This is a genomic window from Clostridium sp. TJA032, assembly GCF_058310275.1.
The window spans coordinates 936897-957338 of the sequence record NZ_JBZEFB010000001.1 but is presented as its reverse complement, the minus strand read 5'-3'; the positions used below and the strand labels follow the sequence as shown (position 1 = coordinate 957338).

Here is a 20442-nt window from a genome sequence, read left to right as displayed (position 1 = left end):
CTTTAGGGAATTTTATCTTATAGGTGGTGAATTTTATGAAAAGGTCAAGAAATATAGCAATTATATCTTTTTTAAGCTTAATGTTTTTTATAAATCTTGGAGGAAAAACTGCTTTAGCTAAGGAGAATTTAAGTTATATGGAATTTTTATATGAGGAGAATTTAATTTTTATAAAAAATAATGAAGAATCTATTCTTATAAGTGAAGGAGAAAAGGAAGATGAATTTTTAAAAGGAATAAATAAACTTAAGGTAGAAAATATAGATTTATTTCTTTTAAAAAATATAAATAATAATACAAATAAATTTTTAGGGAAAGTTTTAGATAATTTAAAAGTAAAAAAGATAGTTCTCCCTTCTTTAGAAGGAATCGATAAAAGTTTAATTTCTACTTTAAAAGAAAAAAATATAGATATACTAAAAGGAGAAGAGGGAATTAATTATAATAGAGGAAAGCTTAAATTATGGGCTAAAAGTTTAAATAAGAAAGAAATTATGCTTTTTTTTACCTTAGATAATATAAAGGTAGCTGTTTTATCAAACAATTCAATTAAGGAATTTCTTAATTTAAGCAAAATTGAAGATTTAAGAATGGATATTTTAAATATAAATTCTATAAATAAAGATAATAAGTATTTAAATTCTTTGATTTATAGATTAAGACCTATAGTTATAGTTGGAGATTTAGAAAGTCAATTAGTAAATAAAAAGATTTCTTTCTATGATTTAAAGAAAAACAAGGTTAAAATAAAAAGAATTTTAGGCAAGAGTAAAGAATTTCAAATATATTTAAGTAATTAATAAAAATAAGGAGTTTTTAAAACTCCTTATTTTTATTAATTAAATAGCTCTTTTTAATTTCTTTTTAAATTTATCCTTTGCTATTAATCCTATAAAAATTAAAGAAGCTATAGTTGTAATTGTTAGAACCTGTAGCCTAAAGTCTATAAGAGAAAGCTTTAAGGATAATGGACTTAAAATAGTATAGGTTAAAACTCCTATTAAAATATATATTAAGAAATCTCCTAAGGACATACCTAAATTTATATGTTTATAAATTTCATAAAGATTTAAACAAAGAGATAATGAGGAAATTATAAGCATAGTAATTGCATAACCATAAATATTTATAGAAGGAATTGAAGTTAAAAAGAATAATAGTGTAACTTCTAAAATTTCTGTTATTATGGTGTTTCTTAAAATTATATTTTGTCTTCCTAAACCATTTAAAATTCCATACATTGTATTAGAAGTAAAAACAATAGGCATTATTAAAGAAGTTATCCTTATATAATTTCCTAAATCATCTCTTCCAAAAAAGAACTTTCCTAAAGAATCTGGAACTGAAAGACCAATTATTGTTGTGCATACACCTATTAAAAAGGCTATTTTAATAACATCTCTAATTCTTTTAGCTGCTGATATATAATTTCCACGACTTAAAGTTTGAGATAAATCTGGAATTAGTAATGTATTTATTGAAGAAACTATTATTATAGGAAAAGTTACTATAGACATTGCCATAGCTGAATACTTTCCTATAAGAGAAAGTGCTTGAGAATAGGTAAATCCTGCAACTATAAGCCTTTTTGGGACTAAGAGAGTTGAGATTACACTAAAAATGCTCATTAAAAATCCATTTAAGCATAAAGGAACAGAAGTTACTAAAACATCAAATAATAATTGAGGTAAGCTTTCACTTTTTCCTTTTATTCTAGGAATTTTATTTATTGAATATTTAAAATATCCAAATAAAAGTATTAAGCTTTGTAACTCTCCAAGGCAAAGGGCTAAATAAGCTAAGGTAACTAAGGACTCTAGGGTTTCAGCTTTAAATATAAATATTAATATGGCTAAAACAAAGATTCTAAGAGATTTTTCTAAAATATCTATAAAAGAAGGAACAGTTATTTTTGATGTTCCATAGAAAAATCCTTTTAAAATATTTGAAAGAGCAATAAAAATCATTGCAGGACAAGTTACCATTATAGCTTTTATAATTCTAGGGTCCTTAGCCCAAAAATGTCCTATTAAAGGAGATAAGAAAAATACAAAAATTCCTATAATAAGGCACCAAACAAAATTAAATAAAGCTACAACTTTCATTGTGCGTATTATGTTTTTATAGTCATCCTTAGCAGAGTAAACTGCTGTTATTTTTGATATAGAGGCTATTATACCAGCTGTCATAATTGATATAAATAAATTATATATAGGCATTATAATTCCATAAAGCCCCATACCCTCAGGGCCTAATACTTTTGATAAATACATAGAGAATATAAAACCTAATAATCCAGTAGTTAAGTTTGAAGCTGTTAACATAAAGGAATTTTTATAAAAATCATTTTTACTCAATGAATCACCACCATATTAAAAGTTCAATAATAATGAATATTCACAACTTATGTTAAATATTCATTATATAGAAGGTTGTTATAAATTAACCTAGATTTTAAAAAGCTTTAGGTTAAAAGGAGGAGAGATGAAGGGGTTATTAAAGGGTGGAATTTTTGTTTTAATGAGTATAATTTTAAGTACAATAGTATGCTTTTTTTATGAAAAAGATGAAAAGTATTTATTAGATGAGGGTTTTAGTGAGGAATTAATAGTAAAGGGGTTAAAGGAGGCTAGAGGATTTTGTAGTAATGGGGAAGATATTTTTATAGCAGCACAAAATAAAATTTTAAAGTTAGATAAAAACAATAAGCTTTCCTTAGAACATGAGGAAGAAAGTGATATATATGATATAGAATATAAGGATAAAAGTTTATATTATACAATACAGGAAAAACTAGTTTATTATGATATAGAAAATTCTAAAAGAAAGGTTTTGCTTAATGAAATTGAAAATGAAGGATTAAATAAAGAAGACAGTAGGATACTTATAAAAGATAATAAAATATATTTAAGTATAGGTACAAAGACTAATTCGGGAATTGTTGATAAAGAAGGAGAAAAGGAAGATGTACCTCCTGTAGATATAATACTAAGTGGAAGGAATTATGATGAAAATAAAAAAGGTGCTTTTGTACCTTATAATACTAAAACTAAAAAAGGAGAAGAGATAAAAGGAAAACTTTTAGGGAATGGAGCTTTAATTGAATATTCTATAGAAAGTGAAAAAGCTACGCTTTATTCTTATGGTATTAGAAATATTAAAGGAATTGACTTTAATAGTTTAGGAGAGATTTTTGCTATAGTTGGAGGAATTGAGGAAGAGGGATATAGGCCCTTAAGTGGTGATTCAGATTATATTTATAAAATGCAAGGAGAAGGTACTTGGTATGGATGGCCTGAATATAGTGGAGGAGATGCTTTAAATTCTCAAAGGTTTATAAAGGAGGGAAAACCTATAATAAACTTTATAACGGAAGAACATAAAAGTTATGTGATGCCAAAGCCTATATACATTAGTAATAAGGTTAAGGAGATTAATTCCTTAGTTATAGATAAAGAGGGATTTTTTTCAAAAAGTAAAGATGCTATTTTATTTTTTAATGAAGATAAAAAAAATATATATATAATTCTTAGAAGTGGAGAAGTTAAAGAGTTTATATCCTTAAATAAAGATATAAAAATAAAGGATATGAAAATAATAAATAAAAAGCTTTATATCTTAGATGGAGAAAGGGGAAGAATTTTTAATTTAGAATTAGATAGTAACAAAGATAAGATTAAAATTTATAACTATTATGTAATTATATTTATAAATCTTTTATTTATTTTAATTTTATTTTCAAAACTAATAAAGGATAAAAATAAAGCTAAAAAATAAATTTAAGAGTAATTTTTTCTAATAACAATAGAAAGAATTACTCTTTATATGTATAATAGAAGATAATATGGAATAAAATGGGAGTGGGTTTTATGATAAGAGAAGTTAATCTTGATATGAGAAACATAAGTTTTAAAGGTAATACTTTAGATGTGGGTATAGATAACTATGGAATTATTTATAATATTTTAAAACAAACAGAGGATGAAATAAGTGTTGATTATTATATTGAAAATTTAGAAGAGGAATATAGAAATCAGTATGATAATGGGGTATTGTTTTTTTCTTTAAGTAAATTAAGTAAAAATGAAGCTGAGGAAGTTTTAAAGAAAATATGGACAAGTGTTAGGTTTGGAGGAAAACTATATATTTGGGATAGAGAAAAACAAAAAAAAGAGACAGTTAAAGATAAAGTTAAAGTTTTAATGGCAGGAAATAAGGAGAAGGAATTTGAATTTATTGATAATAGCATTTCAAAAGAATTTACAATAGACACTTCTAAAAAAGTACTTGAAAAATATTTCGAAATAGAGGAAACTAAAGTTTGTGATAAAATAATATTTATCAAAGGAATAAAGAGAGGAAGTATAAATTATGAAAATACTGCTAACAGCGATAAACTCAAAATACATTCACAGCAATCTAGCGGTGAGATATCTAAAGGCCTTTACAAAGGATTTAGATTTCCAAGGTGAAATAAAAGAGTTTTCAATAAATGATAGAATTGAAAATATTTTAGAAGGCATAATTGAGGAGAAACCAGATATAGTGGCTTTCTCCTGCTACATATGGAACATGGAGTTTGTAAACAGATTATCTGAACTTATAAAACTTGTAAACCCTAATATAGAAATACTTTACGGGGGACCTGAGGTTTCCTATGAAGGAAAAGAGTTTTTAGAAAGTCATGAGGGAGAGTATGTAATAGTAGGTGAAGGAGAAAAAACTTTTAGAGAGTTTGTTCTTTACAAGCTTGGTCATGGAAAAATAGAGGATATAAAGGGATTAAATTATAAAATAGATGGAAAAGTTTTTGAAAATCCTAAAAGACCAGAAATGGATATGAATGAGTTAGTTTTCCCATATACTTATGAGGAAGATATAAATAATAAAATTGTTTATTATGAAGCTTCAAGAGGATGTCCTTTTAAATGTAAGTATTGTCTTTCGTCTGTAATGCATGGTGTTAGATTTTTAGATATTGAAAGAGTAAAAAAAGAATTGAAATATTTTATGGAGAGAGGACTAAAATTAGTTAAGTTTGTAGATAGAACATTTAACTGTAATAGAGAGTACACAGCAGAACTTCTTAGGTATTTAAGTGAGCAAGATACTAATACAAGATTTCACTTTGAAATTGCAGCAGACCTTTTAACAAAAGAGCAAATAGAGATTTTAAATAATGCTCCAAAAGGAAGATTTCAATTAGAAGTTGGTGTTCAAACAACTAACAATGAGGTTTTACATAATATAAATAGATATATTACATATGAAAATATAAAAGATAAGGTGTTAAAAGTTGCAGCAGGAAAAAATGTAATGCAACATTTAGATTTAATTGCAGGACTACCAGGAGAAGATTTAGAATCCTTTAAAAAATCTTTTAATGATGTTCATGCTATAAGACCAGATGAAATTCAATTAGGATTTTTAAAATTATTAAAAGGTTCTTCAATGAGAGAAGAAGCTAAAAAGTGGGGAATAGTTTATTCTCCTTATGCGCCTTATGAAATAATAAGAAGTAAGGATATAAGTTATGAAGAACTTTTATTATTAAAAAAGGTAGAAGCTGTAGTTGATAAATACTATAATTCTTGTAAATTTAATAATGTGATTAAATTTTTCCTAGACATATATGAAAAGCCCTTTGATTTTTATTATGACTTAGCAATGTTTTTTGAAGAAAAGGGAAATTTTAAGAGAAGTATAGGAAATGTTGAATATTATAAGATATTATTAGATTTTTATCTTGAAAAGATAGGAGGAGAGGATGAAGGTCTTTTTAAAGAAGTTTTAAAATTTGATTATTTATGCTTTAATAAAAAGAGATGGCTTCCAGAATTTTTAGTAAGAACTATAACAAAAGAAGAAGAACAAAACATAAAAGACAGTTTTAATAGACAAATGCCTTATAAAAAGTCTCACATAGAAAAATTTGAGGTAGATATAATTAATTATATTAAAAATGGGAAGATTAATTTTGAAGAAAAATATCTTATATTTGATGAGATGAATTTTGATTATAATTCTTATACAGAATTGTAAATGAAATAAATGGAAAATTAAAAAATTGTTAGTATATTAGTCGTATTAATATACAATATGCAAATATATTAATGCGACTTTTTCTAAATGTTAATAATTTTAATCTTTTATTTAAATAAAGGCAATGCAGATTTTTGCAAAAAAAACTTCTGAAATTGTATACATTAGCAAAATTATGTTGAATTAAGTTGATTTTCATGTATAATTAGTAATAAGGGTTAATTAATACTATATAAAGTATTAATATATATTTTATAAAAAATTCCTTATATAAAGGTGGTGAAACTTTGGCAATAGAAGCAATAAAAGAAATTAAAAAAGTTGAATTGCAAGCTGATGAAATGATTAAAAACGCTCATGAGCAAAGCAAAAAAATAATTTCTGATGCAACAGTAGAAGCAGATGAAAAATACAATTCAATAATAGAAGATGCTAAAAATGTTGCAAGAGGAATTATTAGCAATGCAGAGGAAGCTGGACGAAAAGAGGCAAGTGTCATACTTTCAGAAGGCGAAAGACAATGTGCTGAGGTATCAAGTCTTAAAGGTGCTAAGATTGATTCTGCAGTAAATTTAGTTATTGAGAGGATTGTGAAAACTAATGGCAATAGTTAAGATGAATAAATTCACCTTACTTGCCTTTGAATCTGAGAAAGAAAAACTTCTTAAAAAAATTCAAAGTTCTTCAGAAGTTGAGTTTATAAACCTACAAGATGAAGAAAAGCTTGAAGGTAATGAAGTTTTTGAATCTCTTAAGAAAGATGACTTAGATGATGAAACAATTTCTGTAGAAGATAATGTTTCAAAGACAAGATCAGCTTTAGACTTCTTAAGCCCATTTGTTAGTGACGTTGGAGGACTTAAAGCTTTAAGAGCTGGTAAAGAAAGCTTAACTTTGGATGAGCTAGAAGTAAAGGTTGAAAATAGCAACTGGGAAGTCGTTTATTCAGAGGTTAAGAAGATGGAGAGAGAGCTTGCTACTCTAGAGAATGAGAAGACAAAGTTTTTAGGTGAAATAGAAATCTTAGAGCCATGGCAAAGTTTCGATGCTCCACTAGGTGAATTAAATAATTTTGAAAAAGTAGTTGCGTTCTTAGGTGTTCTTTCAAGACAAAATCTTGAGAAGATGAAGAACGAAATTGAAAGCGAATTCAAGGAAAGTTATTTAGAAGTTATTTCTAATACTGACCAAGATTCTTATGTCTTTGTAGTTGCTATGAAAGACAAAGCTGAAGAAATGGACGAAGTATTAAAAAACTTTGGTTTTTCAGCATTTCAAAGTAAATATAAAGAGAAGGCTTCTGTTCTTGTAGAAGAATTTAAACTTAAAATAAAAGAAATAGAAGCTAAAAAGGCAGAGGTAAGAGAAAGTCTTTCAAATTACAGAGAAGAAAAGAGAACTTTAGAATTAGCCTATGAATACTTTAGCAACATACTTCTTAGAAAAGAAGCAAGTGAAAACTTCTTAAAAACAGATAGAGTTGTTGTAATTCAAGGATGGATTCCTAAGGAAGATGATGCTTCTTTAGAAGGAATTATAAAATCCTCTGTAGGAGATATGTACTATCTTGAATTTGAAGAAGTTAAAGAGGATGAAGTTGATGAAGTTCCTGTTAAATTACATAATAAAGGACCAGCAGCAGCTTTTGATTCAATAACAGAGATGTACAGTTTACCAAGGTATGACGAAATAGACCCAACACCACTTTTAACACCTTTCTACTTAGTATTCTTTGGAATGATGGTTGCAGACCTAGGATACGGAATAGTATTATTTATTGGATCACTATTAGCTATGAAGTTATTTAACTTAGATGAAACTCAAGAAAAGTTTGTTAAGTTCTTCATGTATTTAAGTATAGCTACAGCAATTGCAGGATTAATATTTGGTACTGCATTTGGATTTGAATTACCATTTGGACTTATAAATCCAAGTAAAGATACGAATCTATTGCTTATTCTATCAGTTGGCTTTGGTGTAATTCAAATATTCTTTGGATTATTCATTAAAGGTTACATGTTAATTAGAAATAAACAATACTTATATGCTTTATTTGATGTAGGTTCATGGATTATGCTTTTAGTAGGTCTTCCAATGATATTCTTTGGTGGAACTATAAGCTTAGTTGGTAAAATATTAGCTATAGTAGGTTCTCTATTAATAGTATTTACTCAAGGTAGAGATGAAAAAACTAAGGGTGCTAAATTAGGTCAAGGTTTATATGCTTTATATGGTATAACAGGATATGTAGGAGACTTAGTATCATATACAAGACTTATGGCTTTAGGTATTGCAGGTGGATCAATTGCAGCTGCACTTAACTTAATAATTGGTATGTTCCCAGGAATAGCAATTATAATTGTAGGGCCATTATTCTTTATAGCAGCTCATACATTTAACATGCTTTTATCATTACTTGGAGCATATGTTCATACAGCAAGATTACAATATGTTGAGTACTTCTCAAAATTCTATGAAGGTGGCGGAAGAGCATTCACACCATTTAAAACAATAAATAAATTTATAACAATTAAAAAAATTAAATAATTATAGTTAAAATTAAATTAAAATAACATTATATTTTCAGGAGGAATTAAATTATGGAAAACTGGATTTCATATTTTATGGCAAATTACGGAGGATTAATATTTGGAGCTTTAGGTATTGCTTTAGCTGTAGGTATGTCAGGTATAGGATCAGCTAAAGGTGTTGGTATAGTTGGGGAAGCAGCAGCTGGATTAGTTACTGAAGAACCAGAAAAGTTTGGTAAAGCGTTAGTTCTTGAATTATTACCAGGTACACAAGGTCTTTATGGTTTCGTTATAGGTTTCTTAGTATTTAACCAAATTAGTAATGGTGAAGCTTCATTAGCTAAAGGATTATACTTATTATTTGCATGTTTACCAATAGCTATAACAGGTTTATGGTCAGGTATATCTCAAGGTAAAGCAGCTGCTGCTGGTATCCAAATCTTAGCTAAGAGACCAGAACATAATACAAAAGGTATTATATTCGCAGCAATGGTTGAAACATATGCATTATTAGGATTCGTTATATCATTCTTATTAGTAAATGGTGCAAGCGTAATACAATAATAGTAAGCAAAGATTGGAGAAGTGAAGGGAATGTCAAATTTAAATAATTTAACTTCCAAGATTCTAAATGATGCTGAAGAAAAGAAAAATTATATATTAGCTGAAGCTGAAGCAAAAAAAGATAAAATAATATCTAAAAAAACTAATAGAGCAGAGGCAGATAAAGAAGAAATAATAACTAAGGCTAATATAGAAGCAGAAGTTAAAAAAGCAAGAATAATTTCAAATGCTAAATTATCAGTAAGAAATGATATGTTAAGAGCTAAACAAGCTGTTATATCAGAAGTATTTGAGGAAGCTATAAAAAAATTACAAAAGCTTTCTAAGGGAGATTATAAGTACTATGTTATATCAACTTTAGATTCTTTAAATCTAGAAGGAACAGAAGTAATTATAATCAACGAAAAAGATAAAGATATATTTAGCGATGAGTTCTTGGAAGCATTAAATAAAGAACTTGAATCAAAAGGAAAAAAAGGAAGTATTACATTAAATATGGAAGGCAAATTTAATGGTGGCTTCATATTAGATAGAAATGGAATACAAATAAATAATACCTTTGAAGCTTTAATTAACTCTTTAAGAGGAGAGTTAGAGTTTGATGTAAATAAAGTATTATTTGATTAAGGAGGATATAGAATGGATTCAATGCAATTTTTGCAATTAATTCCTAGAATCAGAGTATACGAAAAGAAACTCCTTGATAAAGCTCAAATAGAAAGAATGATAGATGCAAACACTTCAGAAAGTGCATTAAAAGTTCTGCAAGAAACAGAGTATGCAGCATTTATGAATGATGTAAGAAGACCAGATGATTATGAAATTCTTTTATCAAATGAGCTAGTTAGATTATATAAAACTATGTATGAAGCTAGTCCTCTAAAAGAAATCATAGATGTTATGGCTTTAAAATATGACTATCATAACATTAAGGTATTAGTTAAGGGGAAAATCTTAGATAAAGATTTTTCCCAAATGTTAATACCAGTTGGTATGATTGGAGTAACTGATTTAAAAACTGCAATAAATGGAGATGATTTTGGTAGACTTCCTAAAAAGATGGAAGAGTGCTTAAGAAAAATATTTGAAAAGTTTGAAGATAATAAAGATCCTCAATATATAGATTTAATTGCAGATCAATATTTATATGCTCATATTCATGAAATTGCAAATAAAAAGAATATAAAAGATAAGGCTTTAGATAGATATCTTACTAATCTTATAGATTTAAATAATGTAAAGACATTATTAAGAGCTAAAAAGCAAGATAAAAATGTTAACTTCTTTTTAGATGCTATAGTGCCAGGTGGTAGTATAGATACAAGTAAGTTTAGAAGTTTATACTTAGATACTATTGAAAATATTCCTAACAACTTAAGTAGTAAAGAATATTCACAAGTACTAAGAGAAGGTATAGCTAGTTACATAGAAACTTCATCTGTTAGTGAATTTGAAAAGCTTATTGATAATCACATAATGGGAATAATGAAGGAAGCTAAAATAGTAACTAAAGGTTTAGAGCCAGTTTTAACATATATGTATGTTAAAGAAAATGAAATAAAGCAAATAAGAACTATCATGGTTGGTAAATTAAACAATATTACTAAGGAAGTAATAAGAGAAAGGCTGCGTGATGGATATGTATAAGAAAATAGGAGTTGTAGGTGATAAGGACTCAGTTTTAGCATTTAAAGCTTTAGGAATAGATGTTTTTCCTGTAGTTGAAGATGAAGAAGCTAGAAAAACCGTTGATAAGCTTGCAATGACAGGTTATGCAGTAATCTTTGTTACAGAGCACGTAGCTAAGAATATAGAAGAAACTATCGAGAGATATACAAGACAAGTACTTCCTGCTGTAATATTAATTCCAAGCAATCAAGGAACTCTAAATATAGGAAAACAAAGAATATCAGATAACGTTGAAAAAGCAGTTGGCGTTAACATTTTATAGAAAGTAGGTAGATAACTTGAAAACGGGGAAAATTATCAAAGTTTCAGGTCCTTTAGTAGTTGCTGAAGGTATGGATGAAGCTAATGTATATGACGTTGTAAAAGTTGGAGAAAAAGGTCTTATCGGAGAAATCATTGAAATGAGAGGAGATAAGGCTTCAATCCAGGTATATGAAGAAACATCAGGTATTGGACCTGGGGACCCAGTTATAACTACTGGTGAACCACTTTCAGTAGAATTAGGACCAGGACTTATAGAGTCAATGTTCGATGGAATACAAAGACCTCTAGACGCTTTCATGAAAGCAGCTAACTCTGCTTTCTTAAGTAAAGGGGTAGAAGTTAAATCTTTAAATAGAGAAAAGAGATGGCCTTTTGTACCAACTGCTAAAGTTGGAGATAAGGTTTCAGCAGGAGATGTAATAGGAACAGTTCAAGAAACTCCTGTTGTTCTTCACAGAATAATGGTTCCTTATGGAGTTGAAGGAAAAATAAAAGAAATAAAAGCTGGAGATTTTAATGTTGAAGAAGTTGTTGCTGTAGTAGAAACTGAAAAAGGCGATAAAAACTTAACATTAATGCAAAAATGGCCTGTAAGAAAAGGTAGACCATATGCAAGAAAATTAAATCCAGTAGAGCCTATGACTACAGGACAAAGAGTTATAGATACTTTCTTCCCAGTAGCTAAGGGTGGTGCAGCAGCAGTTCCAGGACCTTTCGGAGCTGGTAAAACAGTAGTTCAACACCAAATAGCTAAGTGGGGAGATACTGAAATAGTTGTTTATGTTGGATGTGGAGAGCGTGGTAACGAGATGACAGACGTTCTTAACGAATTCCCAGAACTTAAAGACCCAAAAACTGGTGAGAGCTTAATGAAGAGAACAGTTCTTATAGCTAACACATCTAACATGCCCGTTGCAGCTAGAGAAGCTTCAATATATACAGGTATAACAATTGCAGAGTACTTTAGAGATATGGGATACTCAGTATCAATAATGGCTGACTCAACATCACGTTGGGCTGAGGCTTTAAGAGAAATGTCAGGAAGACTTGAAGAGATGCCAGGGGATGAAGGTTACCCAGCTTACTTAGGTTCAAGACTTGCTGATTATTATGAAAGAGCTGGTAAAGTTGTAGCTTTAGGCAAAGATGGAAGAGAAGGAGCAGTTACAGCTATAGGTGCCGTATCACCTCCAGGAGGAGATATATCAGAGCCAGTTACTCAATCAACTTTAAGAATAGTTAAAGTTTTCTGGGGACTAGATGCTCAATTAGCTTATAAGAGACACTTCCCATCAATTAACTGGTTAACATCATATTCATTATACCTAGAAAAAATGGGTGAATGGATGGATGAACATGTAGAAAAAGACTGGTCAGATTTAAGAACAGAAGCTATGGCACTTCTTCAAGAAGAAGCAAACTTAGAAGAAATAGTAAGACTTGTTGGTATGGATGCACTTTCAGAAGGGGATAGATTAAAACTTGAGGTTGCAAAATCTATAAGAGAAGACTATCTACAACAAAACGCATTCCATGAAATTGATACTTATACTTCATTAAATAAACAATATAAAATGTTAAACTTAATTTTAAGTTTTAGACATGAAGCAGAAAAAGCTTTAAAAGCTGGTGTTTATTTAGATAAAATATTAAAACTTCCTGTAAGAGATAAAATAGCAAGAAGTAAATATATAGCAGAAGAAGACATAAGTAAGATGGATGATATCTTAGTTGAATTAAAGTCAGAAATGAACAAGTTAATCAGCGAAGGAGGTGTTCTAAATGCTTAAAGAGTACAGAACAGTTACAGAAGTTGTAGGACCCTTAATGGCTGTTGAAGGCGTAGAAGGTGTTAAATATGATGAGCTAGTTGAAATAGAGATGCAAACTGGCGAATTAAGAAGAGGTAAAGTTCTTGAGGTTAACGGAGATAAAGCTATGGTTCAGCTTTTCGAAGGATCAGCAGGAATAAACCTTAAAAATACAAAGGTAAGATTCTTAGGAAGACCACTTGAAATTGGTGTTTCAGAAGATATGTTAGGAAGAGTCTTTGATGGTATGGGAAGACCAAAGGATAATGGTCCAAATATAATACCAGAGAAGAGATTAGATATAAATGGAGAAGCTATAAACCCAGTTGCTAGAAACTATCCATCAGAATTTATTCAAACTGGTATTTCTGCAATAGATGGACTTAATACTCTAGTTAGAGGACAAAAACTTCCTGTTTTCTCAGGTTCAGGTCTTCCACACAAAGAGTTAGCTGCTCAAATTGCAAGACAAGCAAAAGTTTTAAACTCAGATTCTAAGTTCGCAGTTGTATTTGCTGCTATAGGTATCACTTTCGAAGAAGCAGAATTCTTTGTTGATGAGTTTACAAAAACTGGTGCTATAGATAGATCGGTTCTATTTATGAACTTAGCATCAGACCCAGCTATCGAGAGAATAGCTACTCCAAGAATGGCATTAACTACTGCTGAATATTTAGCATATGAAAAAGGAATGCATGTTCTTGTTATAATGACAGATATAACAAACTACTGTGAAGCTTTAAGAGAAGTTTCTGCAGCTAGAAAAGAAGTTCCAGGAAGAAGAGGATATCCAGGATACTTATATACTGACCTTTCAACATTATATGAAAGAGCAGGAAGATTAGTTGGAAAAGAAGGTTCAATAACTCAGATTCCAATATTAACAATGCCTGAAGATGATAAAACTCACCCAATTCCAGACTTAACTGGATATATAACAGAGGGACAGATAATATTATCAAGAGAGCTTTATAAAAAAGGAATAATGCCTCCAATAGATGTTTTACCATCATTATCAAGACTTAAAGATAAGGGGATTGGTAAAGGAAAAACTAGAGAAGACCATGCTGATACAATGAACCAATTATTCTCAGCATATGCTCAAGGTAAGCAAGCTAAAGAACTTGCTGCTATCTTAGGAGAATCAGCATTATCAGATGTAGATAAAGCATACGCTAAATTTGCAGAAGCTTTTGAAGATGAGTATGTTTCACAAGGCTTTACAACTAACAGAACAATAGAGGAAACTCTAAATCTTGGATGGAAATTACTTAAGATCTTACCTAGAACAGAGCTTAAGAGAATTAGAGATGAATATCTTGAAAAGTATATGCCTGTTGGAGAGGATGAGTAAGAATGGCACAAAGATTAAATGTCAATCCTACTAGAATGGAACTCTCAAAGCTAAAGAAAAGATTAGCAACAGCAACAAGAGGACATAAATTATTAAAAGATAAGCAAGATGAGTTAATGAGACAATTCATAAATCTTATCAAATATAATAATCAATTAAGAGATGAAGTTGAAAAGGAACTAGGAAGTTCCTTAAAAGACTTCGTTATGGCTAGAGCTGTTATGAGTTCAGAGTTCCTAGAGGAAGCTATAGCATACCCTAAAGAAGAAATTGAGGTTGAAGTGGGAAATAAAAACATAATGAGTGTAAATGTGCCTATAATGAACTTCAAAAGAAAATTAGAAGGTGATGAAGGTAGTATTTATCCTTATGGTTTTATGAATACTTCAGCTGAACTTGATGATGCAATTTCTAAATTATATGGTATATTACCAAAATTATTAGAACTTGCTGAAGTTGAAAAATCTGGTCAGCTTATGGCAGACGAGATAGAAAAGACAAGAAGAAGAGTTAATGCTCTTGAATATATGACAATTCCTCAATTAAAAGAGACTATAAGATACATCAGAATGAAACTTGATGAAAATGAAAGAAGTGCTCTTACAAGACTTATGAAAGTTAAGTCAATGATAGAACAAAGAGGATAAATTTATATAATTTAACAAAAAAGGCAATCTTGTGTTAATAAAAATTCAAGATTTGCCTTTTTTCTTTACTATTTTAGAAATAAAATGTATAATTTTATTAAGCAAAATAGATATTTTAATATAATAAAAATTTTAATGAATAGATAAAGTGTAAAATATCTAAAAATATGGTATAATAAGTAAATATTATACTGAAATATTAGGGGGGCTTACAATGAACGATGTTATGAATTTAACAACTTTAGAACAAATTAAAGCATATTCAGATCCTTATAGATTAAAGATAATTACTTATCTTAGAAATAATCAAGAGTCTGCTACGGTAAAGGAAATTGCTGATTTTTTTGGGGAAGTACCAGCAAAAGTTCATTACCATATTAAAAAATTGGAAAAAGCAGGTATTTTAGAACTTGTTAAGACTAAAGAAATAAAGGGAATTATAGCAAAGTACTATTACTTAACTGCTGAAACCTTCAATATAGAAGGAAACAATATAAAAAAAGAAGCTAAGAAAGTTTATAAATCTCAAATACTAAATATTTTAAGTGAGTATTATGATAATTCAAAGGAACAGACAATGAAGAGAATTTCAGAGAAAGTAGATAGTGGAAATGCAGAGGATTCTATTGGCTTTAATTATAAAAATATTTACTTAAATGAAGAAGAATTTAAAGAAGTAAATAGACAAATTAGAGAATTAGTAAAAAAATATGAAAGAAAAGCTGAAGGAAAAATTCCTTGTCATGTCTTTTCAGTTTGTTTAAAACATGAGGCAGAATAGTATTAATTTAATTAAGTTGTGTTATAATAGAACTAAGAGAAATTTAATTAAAATGTAATTAATATTATCTGTTAATCTACTAGAATAATATATGTTAAAATGTTTTAAACAGAGGGAGAAAAAATGATTAAGTATTTAATTGTAATGCTTATTCCTTTTGTGATAGTATATTTATTAATGCCAAAATTTATTAAATTTGCTAATGAAAAGGGCTTTGTGGATAAGCCTACGAAAAGAAAGAAACATGATAAATCAACTCCTTTAATAGGAGGAGTTGTTATGTATATAGGTTTTTTTGCAACATATCTTTTTGGAATAGATTCAAAAAGACAATTAACACAGACCTTTACTATATTTATAGCAGCTACTTTGGTAATAATAATAGGTGTAATTGATGACTATTACAAAGGGAAAGGTAAGGAGTTTCCAATTTATCCAAGAGTTATAATTCAAATTTTAGCAGCTACTATGGTTTTTAAGGCTGGAATTGTTTTTAAGGGTATAAATAATCCTTTTACTGGAGATTTTATTCAGTTTTCAGGATGGTTTCAGTACATACTTACCATAACATGGATTTTTGGAGTTACTACTGTAATAAACTGGTCTGATGGAATGGATGGATTAGCAGGAAGTATTTCCATAATATCTGCTATGACTATGTTTGTTGTTGCTCTTGCAAAGGGGCAATTTAATTCTGCATATATGTCAATAACTCTAGTAGGATCAATATTAGCATTTTTAAGATATAATAGGCATCCTGCACGGGTGTTTATGGGAGACTCGGGGGCTAACTTCCTAGGCTTTATCTTAGCTATTATAGCTTTAGAAGGAGCTTTTAAACAAGCAACAGCACTATCAATATTAGTGCCTGTATTAGCTTTAGGTGTTCCTATTTTTGATAATATATTTGTAATATTAAGAAGATTTCATTCAGGAAAACCTGTATATGAAGCAGATAGAAGTCAAATTCATTATAGATTACAAGAAAGAGGAATGACTGTAAAGCAAATAGTTTCGTATATATGTATATTAAGCGGATGTTTAAGCTTAGTATCATTACTTATAATTATGATAATATTATAAATTTTGACTGTCTTTTTAAAATATTTTAAGTTTACTTAAAGTTTTTAAAAGGCAGTCAATAATTTTTATAGGAATATTAACTATAATTTCTTAGTGAAAAAATAATTGTTTTATGATTTAATATAGTTATAGGAATTTTGAAAGGAGAAATTAAATGGCTGTAAAGAAAATAGTTCAAATAGGACATGAAGCTTTAAAAAAAGTTTCAGAGCCTGTTAAGGATGTAAATGAAGTTAAAGATTTAATAAAAGATTTAAAGGATACATTATCAACTGTAGAAGGAATAGGTTTAGCTGCTCCTCAAATAGCAGTTAACAAGAGAGTTGTTTATATAGATTTTGGAGATGGGGAAAATGAATATGTACTTATAAATCCAGAGATAATAGGAATTTCAAAGGAAACTTATGAAGATTATGAAGGATGTTTAAGTTATGTTATGCATGAAGGTTTAGTAGAAAGACCAAGAGCAGTTAGAATACAAGCTTTAAATGAAAAGGGAGAATTAAAGGTTTATGAAGCTCAAGACCTTTTAGCTAGATGTTTTCTACATGAAATTGACCATTTAGAAGGTATTATGTATGTAGATAGAGCTAAAGAAATGTATGAATTAGTAGAAGAATAAATTTAATTTTAAAAGATAGCATTTTTAATGCTATCTTTTTTTATTAAAAGACTTGATTATCGTTTACAAAAGTATTATTATATAGTTAAACGGTTCAGTTAAACGGTTAACTATGGAGGGATGTTAAATGAATAAAGTTTGTGTTCTTGGAAGTATGAATATGGATTTAGTTTTGAAGATTAAAGATATGCCAAAGGTTGGAGAAACTATACTTTCAAAATCAATTCAAAAGATACCAGGAGGTAAGGGTGCTAATCAAGCAGTAGCTGCAAAAAGATGTGGTTCTGAAGTTTTTATGATTTCTAAAATAGGAAAAGATGAAAATGGAAAAGAACTTAAAGATAAATTAATAGAAGATAATATAGATGTAACTTATGTTTTTGAGGATGAAAAACATCCTACAGGAATGGCTTTAATAATGGTAAATGAGGAAGGTAATAATTCAATAATTGTTAATGCAGGTTCAAATATGACATTAACAAAGGATGAAATACAGAGTGCTAAGGATTTAATAAAAAAATCAGATATTATAATTTCACAGTTTGAAACACCAGAAGAAATAACTTTAGAAGCTTTTAAAATAGCTAAAAGTAATAATAAGATTACTATTTTAAATCCAGCACCAGCTAAAAAAATAAATGAAGAATTATTAAATTATACAGATATAATAGTTCCAAATGAAACAGAAGCAGAGCTTTTAACAGGAATTGAAGTAAAAAATATTAATGATGCAAAAATAGCTGGAAAGGTATTTTTAGATAAGGGAGTTAAATTTGTTATTATTACTCTTGGAGAAAAGGGAGCTTCTCTTATAGGAAAAGATTTTTGTGAAATAGTTAAGGCCTATAAAGTAGAGGCAGTAGATACTACAGCAGCTGGAGATAGCTTTATTGGAGGATTAAGTTCAAAGCTAGATGTAAAAAATTTAAATAAAGAAAATTTAATTAAAGCTATAAATTTTGGAAATAAGGTTTCTTCAATAGCTGTTCAAAGAAAAGGAGCTCAACCCTCAATACCTTATTTAGAAGAAATTTTAGAAATTTATAAGGAGGATTAATTTATGAGAAAAACATCTTTATTAAATAGTGATATAAATTTAGTAATATCAAAAATGGGACATACTGATATGTTAGCTATAGGAGATTGTGGCTTACCAATTCCAAAGGAAACTGAAAGAATAGATTTAGCTCTAGTAAAAGGAATTCCAAGTTTTATGGAAACTTTAAAAGCTGTTTTAGAGGAACTTCAAATTGAGGAAGTTTTAATTGCAAAAGAAACAGAAGAGATAAGTCCTAAATTATTTCATGAAATAAAAAGTGTTATAAAAGATACAAAAATAACTTTTATATCTCATGAAGAGTTAAAAAATGATTTAAAAGAGTGCAAGGCTGTAATTAGAACAGGAGAGCAAACTCCTTATGCAAATATAATTTTAAAATCTGGGGTTGTGTTTTAAATTTTAAAATTGAATATTCTACTTAACTAATTAGGTGGAATATTCATTTTGAAGTAGCTAAGTATTTTAGGAGGTGTATTAAATGGGTGAGAGAACACCAATGTTAAAGATGGTAGATGTATCTAAATCTTTTCCTGGCGTTAAGGCTTTAGACAAGGTAAGTTTAAGTGCTTATGGTGGAGAAGTTACTGCTTTAATGGGTGAAAATGGAGCTGGAAAATCAACTTTAATGAAAATATTAAGTGGAGTTTATAAAAAGGATGAAGGTAAAATTTTCATAGAAGGAAGAGAAGTTGAGGTTAAGGGAATTAAATCAGCAGAAGAAGCTGGAATAACAATAATTCACCAAGAACTTAGTGTTTTAAATAACTTAACAGTTTCAGAAAATATATTTTTAGGAAATGAAAAGTATAGTAAATATACAAGAAAAATAAATAAAAAATTATTAGATGAAAGAAGTAAAATGTTTTTAGAACAGATAGGATGTAATATAGACCCAGATAGATTAGTTAGCACATTAAATGTTGGAGAAAAGCAAATGATAGAAATTGCAAAGGCTCTTACAAAAAATGCTAGAATAATTATTATGGATGAGCCTACTACTGCATTAACTGATGTTGAAACTGAAAACCTTTTTAAAGTTATAGAAAACTTAAGAAAAAAAGGTATAGCAATAATATATATATCTCATAGAATGGAAGAAATATTTAAAATATGTCATAGAGTAGAAGTTTTAAGAGATGGTAAATATGCAGGAAGTGCACAAATAAAGGATATAGATAATGATAAACTTATAGCTATGATGGTAGGAAGAACTATTGAAGACCAATTTCCATATAGAGAAGTTAAAAAAGGAGATTTAGCTCTAGAGGTTAAAAATCTTAGTTGTAAAGAAGGGGTAAGTGGAGCTTCCTTTACTCTTAGACAAGGAGAAATTCTAGGGGTTGCAGGACTTATGGGTTCTGGAAGAACAGAACTTGCTAAAACTATATTTGGTGAATATAAAAAAACAAGTGGAGAAATTTCTTTAAATGGAAGTCCTATAAAAATAAATTCCATAAATGATGCTATAAAATATGGAATATGTTATCTTTCTGAAGATAGAAAAAAAGAAGGATGTATTTTAGGGATGTCTGTTGGAGAAAACATGACACTTTGTAATTTGAAAAAGTATGAAAATAAATTTAAGGCTCTTAACAAAAAAGAAGAGGCAAAGGATATAGATTATTATATAAAGAAGATAAAAATAAAAACACCAAACAAAGAACAACTTATAAAAAATTTAAGTGGAGGTAATCAACAAAAGGTTATACTAGCTAAATGGCTTATGCTTTCTCCAGAGGTGTTAATAATTGATGAGCCAACTAGAGGAATAGACGTAGGAGCTAAGAAGGAAATTTATGAACTTTTAAATGAACTTAAGGCTAGTGGAAAAGCTATAATAATGATTTCCTCAGATTTACCAGAGGTTTTAGGTATTAGCGATAGAATTATGGTTATGAGTGAGGGTAAAATTTCAGGAGAGCTAAATAGAAATGATGCAAATCAAGAAAGCATAATGAAATTAGCTGTTGGAATAAATAATTAAGGAGGATTAC

At 28.7% G+C, this 20442-nt stretch carries 20 protein-coding genes; 19 read left to right on the top strand and 1 reads right to left on the bottom strand.

Annotated elements, in window-relative coordinates:
- Positions 1-35 precede the first annotated feature (35 nt).
- A complete protein-coding gene (locus AC4FRL_RS04355; RefSeq protein ID WP_491138992.1) occupies positions 36-800 on the top strand; it encodes a hypothetical protein in 765 nt (254 codons plus the stop codon).
- A gap of 39 nt (positions 801-839) precedes the next feature.
- Here AC4FRL_RS04355 and spoVB read toward each other — a convergent pair whose 3' ends face one another.
- A complete protein-coding gene (gene spoVB / locus AC4FRL_RS04350) occupies positions 840-2357 on the bottom strand; it encodes a stage V sporulation protein B (protein WP_491138991.1) in 1518 nt (505 codons plus the stop codon).
- Positions 2358-2484: 127 nt separating this feature from the next.
- Here spoVB and AC4FRL_RS04345 point away from each other — a divergent pair, with 127 nt between their 5' ends.
- From AC4FRL_RS04345 to AC4FRL_RS04260, 18 genes are all read left to right on the top strand, one after another.
- Positions 2485-3777, top strand: coding sequence for a PQQ-dependent sugar dehydrogenase family protein (locus AC4FRL_RS04345; RefSeq protein WP_491138990.1), 1293 nt, complete (start codon positions 2485-2487; stop codon positions 3775-3777).
- 92 nt (positions 3778-3869) lie between these two features.
- Positions 3870-4472, top strand: a complete 603-nt coding sequence (locus tag AC4FRL_RS04340) for a hypothetical protein (protein ID WP_491138989.1) — start codon at positions 3870-3872, stop codon at positions 4470-4472.
- A complete protein-coding gene (locus AC4FRL_RS04335) occupies positions 4372-6042 on the top strand; it encodes a B12-binding domain-containing radical SAM protein (RefSeq protein WP_491138988.1) in 1671 nt (556 codons plus the stop codon). Before AC4FRL_RS04340 ends, AC4FRL_RS04335 begins: the two co-directional genes overlap by 101 nt.
- 287 nt (positions 6043-6329) lie before the next feature.
- A complete protein-coding gene (ahaH, locus tag AC4FRL_RS04330) occupies positions 6330-6656 on the top strand; it encodes an ATP synthase archaeal subunit H (protein WP_491138987.1) in 327 nt (108 codons plus the stop codon).
- Entirely contained in the window at positions 6643-8589 is a 1947-nt protein-coding gene (locus tag AC4FRL_RS04325) for a V-type ATP synthase subunit I (RefSeq protein WP_491138986.1), read from the top strand. Before ahaH ends, AC4FRL_RS04325 begins: the two co-directional genes overlap by 14 nt.
- A 53-nt stretch (positions 8590-8642) precedes the next feature.
- Complete coding sequence (locus AC4FRL_RS04320) at positions 8643-9137, top strand: V-type ATP synthase subunit K (RefSeq protein WP_491138985.1); 495 nt, start codon at positions 8643-8645, stop codon at positions 9135-9137.
- A gap of 30 nt (positions 9138-9167) precedes the next feature.
- Positions 9168-9764 (top strand): V-type ATP synthase subunit E, encoded by a 597-nt coding sequence (locus tag AC4FRL_RS04315; RefSeq protein ID WP_491138984.1) that lies wholly within the window; start codon positions 9168-9170, stop codon positions 9762-9764.
- Positions 9765-9776: 12 nt separating this feature from the next.
- Positions 9777-10784, top strand: coding sequence for a V-type ATP synthase subunit C (locus AC4FRL_RS04310; RefSeq protein WP_491138983.1), 1008 nt, complete (start codon positions 9777-9779; stop codon positions 10782-10784).
- Positions 10771-11088: a V-type ATP synthase subunit F gene (locus AC4FRL_RS04305; RefSeq protein WP_491139521.1), complete on the top strand. Its 318-nt coding sequence runs from the start codon at positions 10771-10773 to the stop codon at positions 11086-11088. The genes AC4FRL_RS04310 and AC4FRL_RS04305 overlap by 14 nt, the downstream gene beginning before the upstream one ends.
- A 16-nt stretch (positions 11089-11104) precedes the next feature.
- Complete coding sequence (locus AC4FRL_RS04300) at positions 11105-12880, top strand: V-type ATP synthase subunit A (protein WP_491138982.1); 1776 nt, start codon at positions 11105-11107, stop codon at positions 12878-12880.
- Complete coding sequence (locus AC4FRL_RS04295) at positions 12873-14255, top strand: V-type ATP synthase subunit B (protein WP_491138981.1); 1383 nt, start codon at positions 12873-12875, stop codon at positions 14253-14255. Before AC4FRL_RS04300 ends, AC4FRL_RS04295 begins: the two co-directional genes overlap by 8 nt.
- Positions 14256-14257: 2 nt before the next feature.
- Positions 14258-14902, top strand: a complete 645-nt coding sequence (locus tag AC4FRL_RS04290) for a V-type ATP synthase subunit D (protein WP_003449608.1) — start codon at positions 14258-14260, stop codon at positions 14900-14902.
- A gap of 214 nt (positions 14903-15116) precedes the next feature.
- Positions 15117-15683: a helix-turn-helix domain-containing protein gene (locus tag AC4FRL_RS04285; protein WP_491138980.1), complete on the top strand. Its 567-nt coding sequence runs from the start codon at positions 15117-15119 to the stop codon at positions 15681-15683.
- Between the two features lie 123 nt (positions 15684-15806).
- The gene (locus AC4FRL_RS04280; protein WP_491138979.1) at positions 15807-16766 is read left to right on the top strand and encodes an MraY family glycosyltransferase; all 960 of its coding nucleotides are present in this window, start codon (positions 15807-15809) and stop codon (positions 16764-16766) included.
- 154 nt (positions 16767-16920) lie between these two features.
- Positions 16921-17388 carry a peptide deformylase gene (def, locus tag AC4FRL_RS04275; protein ID WP_491138978.1) on the top strand — a complete coding sequence of 156 codons (468 nt, stop codon included), beginning with the start codon at positions 16921-16923 and terminating at the stop codon, positions 17386-17388.
- 127 nt (positions 17389-17515) lie between these two features.
- Positions 17516-18445, top strand: coding sequence for a ribokinase (gene rbsK / locus AC4FRL_RS04270; RefSeq protein WP_491138977.1), 930 nt, complete (start codon positions 17516-17518; stop codon positions 18443-18445).
- A gap of 3 nt (positions 18446-18448) precedes the next feature.
- Positions 18449-18844: a D-ribose pyranase gene (gene rbsD / locus AC4FRL_RS04265; protein ID WP_491138976.1), complete on the top strand. Its 396-nt coding sequence runs from the start codon at positions 18449-18451 to the stop codon at positions 18842-18844.
- A gap of 82 nt (positions 18845-18926) precedes the next feature.
- The gene (locus AC4FRL_RS04260; protein WP_491138975.1) at positions 18927-20432 is read left to right on the top strand and encodes a sugar ABC transporter ATP-binding protein; all 1506 of its coding nucleotides are present in this window, start codon (positions 18927-18929) and stop codon (positions 20430-20432) included.
- Positions 20433-20442: the final 10 nt, after the last annotated feature.